Raw genomic sequence first — 252 nt, 5'->3', positions numbered from 1 at the left:
AGTTCCACAGAATACATCTCCCAGCCCTCAGCTTCCGCCTCGGGCATCAGAATGGCGGACTTTTAATCCGCGACGGTCAGGTAATCCGACCGTTTCTGTGGACCAGTTTGCCTCCGGGATTCACAGCGGGAAGCTGGGATCACAAAACCGGTCACGCTGCACACGTTAAGGCATAGTTTTGCCACCCACCTGCTGGAACGCGGCGTCGATATCAGGGTGATCCAGGCTCTGTTGGGCCATACAAAACTGACG

At 56.0% G+C, this 252-nt stretch carries 1 pseudogene; it reads left to right on the top strand.

The features are described from left to right. Positions 1-114 precede the first annotated feature (114 nt). Positions 115-252: pseudogene (locus BV911_RS19030) on the top strand (tyrosine-type recombinase/integrase); the annotation flags it as partial.

The organism is Pseudoruegeria sp. SK021, from assembly GCF_002119405.1.
Taxonomy (GTDB): Bacteria; Pseudomonadota; Alphaproteobacteria; order Rhodobacterales; family Rhodobacteraceae; genus Meridianimarinicoccus.
The sequence above is the reverse complement of the archived record's forward strand: the minus strand, read 5'-3'. Positions and strand labels throughout refer to the sequence as shown.